The sequence below is a fragment of the Sphingomonas bacterium genome, assembly GCF_903643065.1.
Lineage (GTDB): Bacteria > Pseudomonadota > Alphaproteobacteria > Sphingomonadales > Sphingomonadaceae > Sphingomonas.
The window spans coordinates 1-3,239 of sequence record NZ_CAHJWX010000354.1; the positions used below are offsets into that span (position 1 = coordinate 1).

General features: G+C 68.4%; 3 protein-coding genes. 2 read left to right on the plus strand and 1 reads right to left on the minus strand.

Annotation, left to right across the window (positions count from 1 at the left end; all coding sequences use genetic code 11):
- Both HUU95_RS11900 and HUU95_RS11905 read left to right on the plus strand, forming a co-directional pair.
- Positions 1-765: enoyl-CoA hydratase-related protein (locus tag HUU95_RS11900; protein ID WP_254602772.1), on the plus strand; the 765-nt coding region annotated here is incomplete at its 5' end.
- A 31-nt stretch (positions 766-796) separates the two neighbouring features.
- Entirely contained in the window at positions 797-2,863 is a 2,067-nt protein-coding gene (locus HUU95_RS11905) for a 3-hydroxyacyl-CoA dehydrogenase NAD-binding domain-containing protein (protein WP_174280303.1), read from the plus strand.
- A 5-nt stretch (positions 2,864-2,868) separates the two neighbouring features.
- Here the strand turns inward: HUU95_RS11905 and HUU95_RS11910 are convergent.
- A partial coding sequence (locus HUU95_RS11910; RefSeq protein WP_302480123.1) for an acyl-CoA dehydrogenase family protein occupies positions 2,869-3,239 on the minus strand: 371 nt, incomplete at its 5' end.

Consider the following 3,239-nt stretch of genomic DNA (forward strand, 5'->3'; position numbering starts at 1 on the left):
GACTATACGCTGGAAAATGGCGTCGCGATCGCTCGACTGAACGATCCGGCAACGCTCAACGCGATGTCCGACGCGATGGGTGAGGAATTGCGCATGGCCGTCGCCCGTGCGCAGGGCGAGGCACGAGCGCTGCTGATCGGCAGCCACGGCCGCGCCTTTTGTTCGGGCGCGAACCTGTCCGGCGGCAGCTTTGAGATGGATGATCCGCAGCGCGACGCGGGATCGGGGCTGGAGGCGGTATTCAATCCGCTGCTGCTTGATCTCCGCGCGTCCGCCATTCCGGTGCTGAGCGCGGTGCGCGGGGCCGCCGCCGGTGTCGGCTGCGGACTGGCGCTGGCGGCCGACCTGATCGTCGCGGGCGAGAGCGCCTATTTCTATCAGGCATTCTGTCATGTCGGGTTGTCGCCGGACGGCGGATCGAGCTACCTGCTGGCGCGCGCCGTCGGCCGGGTACGGGCGATGGAAATGATGCTGCTCGGCGACAAGCTGCACGCCGCGACCGCGCTCGATTGGGGCCTGATCAACCGCGTCGTTCCCGATGACGAGGTCGACACGGCGGCGCTTTCGCTCGCCGTCCAGCTGGCGCGCGGGCCGCGCTCGCTCGGCCACATCCGCGCCGCCGCTTGGGCCGGCACCGATCGGCCGTTCGTCGAAGCACTCGCCTGCGAACGCACTCTTCAGAAACAATCGGGGCGCACCGAGGATTTTGCGGAGGGCGTCGCGGCGTTCCGGCAGAAGCGCCGGCCCGACTTCCAGGGACGCTGAGCGCGTTCGTTGCAATAGGAGCAGAGGATCCGTGACCAGCGTCGCCACCTTGGCCGTCGAGGACGGCATCGGCATCCTCACCATCGATTATCCGCCGGTCAATGCTCTGGGCGTCGCGGTGCGGCGGGGCCTTGATGAAGGGTTCCGCACGTTCGATGCCGATCCCGCGGTGAAAGCGATAATATTGATCTGCGCCGGGCGGACTTTCTTCGCCGGGGCCGACATCGCCGAGCTCGGCAAGCCGATCGCAAAGCCGGACCTCGGCGCGGTGTTCGACATCCTCGACCACGGCAGCAAGCCGGTGATCGCGGCGATCCACGGCACGGCGCTGGGCGGCGGATACGAACTGGCGCTGGCATGCCATCACCGCATCGCCGTGCCTTCGTCCAAGGTCGGATTGCCCGAGGTCAAGCTCGGACTGCTGCCGGGCGCGGGCGGCACACAGCGTCTGCCGCGCATAGTGGGCGCCGCGGTGGCGCTAGACCTCATCAGCAGCGGACGTCCGGTCAGTGCGCCCGAGGCGCTCGGGCTCGGGATGATCGACGCGCTGGCCGCTGAAGGCAGTTTGCGAAAGGACGCCATCGCGTTCGCGCGTGGCCTCGTCGACGCCGCGCGCCCGTCGCAGCGTGTTCGCGATCGAGACGACAAGCTCGTGCCGGCGCGCGAGAATCCCGGACTGTTCGACGCCTTCCTTGCCCGCAACGGACGCGCGTTTCGCGGGCTCAAGGCGCCGGCGAGCATTGTCGAAGCGGTCCGCGCCGCCGTGACGCTGCCCTTCGATGAAGGAATGAAACGGGAGGCGGAACTGCTCGGGCCGCTGATGGCCAGCACGGAATCGCAAGCGCAGCGCTATGCCTTCTTCGCGGAGCGCGAGACCGGAAAGATCCCCGATATCCCGTCCGCCAATCCGACGCTGCCGATCGCGCGCGTCGGCGTGATCGGCGCGGGGACGATGGGCGGCGGCATCGCGATGAATTTCCTGAACGCCGGCCTGCCCGTGACGATCGTCGAGACCGCGCAGGACGCGCTCGACCGGGGCATGGCGACGATCCGCCGCAATTACGAAGCGACCGCCAGGAAGGGGCGCCTGACCGCCTCTGAAGTCGAGGAACGCATGGCGCTGCTGAGCCCGACGCTCGACATGGCCGCGCTCGGCGAGGCCGACCTCGTGATCGAGGCGGTATATGAGAGCATGGAGGTCAAGCGCGCCGTGTTCGCGCGGCTCGACGCGATCGCCAGACCGGGCGCGATCCTTGCCTCCAATACCTCTTTCCTCGATCTCGACGCGATTGCAGCAGTGACGGCGCGGCCGGATCGTGTGATCGGCATGCACTTCTTCTCGCCCGCCAATGTCATGCGGCTGCTCGAAGTGGTGCGTGGCGCGAAGACCGACCCGGCGGTGGTCGCAACCGCGATGAAGCTCGCGCGGACGATCGGCAAGGTGCCGGTGCTCGCGCGCGTTTGCCACGGCTTCATCGCCAACCGGCTCATGACGCCGCGTGGCGAACAGGCCGAGGCGCTGCTGCTGGAAGGACCTACGGCCGAGGCCATCGATCGGGTGATGACCGACTACGGCTTCCCGATGGGACCGTTCCAGCTGGATGATCTCGTCGGGCTCGATGTGCTCGGCCGCGACGCGACCGAGCGGACGCTGCGAGGTGACCTCGTCGCGCTGGGCCGGCTTGGCCAGAAGGGCGGAGGGGGCTTCTACGATTACGACGCGCAACGCAACGTCACGCCTTCGCCCGTGGCGGCAGCGGCCGTCGCTGATTTCCGGCGCTTCAAGGGGATCGCCGATGACGGCGCGCAGGGTGCCGACGCGATCCTCGCGCGGCTGCTCTATCCCGTCGTCAACGAGGCCGCGAAAATCCTGGAAGAGGGCATCGCGTTACGGGCGTCGGATATCGATATCGCGGCGATCCTAGGCTATGGCTGGCCGGTCCAGACCGGGGGGCCGATGTTCTGGGCCGATACGGTCGGGCTGCCGGCGATCGTCGCCAAGCTGCGCGATTATGAGGCCGCTTATGGCGAGGCTTTCCGCCCCGCCGCGCTGCTCGCACGGCTTGCGGCGGAGGGCGGACGCTTCACTCCTGCTTGAGCGGCTTACCAATTGGCAGACGCCGCGGCGCGCGCCCGGTGAACCGCGGGGCTGCCGAGGAACGCGCGGTCGAAGAATGCCCGACGCACCCAGATGCTCAGGTCATACTCCCATGTGTAGCCGATGCCGCCGTGCGCCACGACCGCCGCGCGCGTGACCGAGGTGAAGCAGTCGGCGAGATGCGCCTTGGCGATCGCCGCCACTCGCCGGGCGTCGGGCAGCGCGACGTCCCAGGCATACGCGGCATACCATACGAGCGCGCGCGCCGGCTCGACCTCCAGCGCCATTGTCGCGAGCTGGTGCTTCAGCGCCTGAAACCGTCCGATCGGCTGGCCGAACTGCTCGCGCTCCTTGGCGTAGGCGACCGCCATGTCGG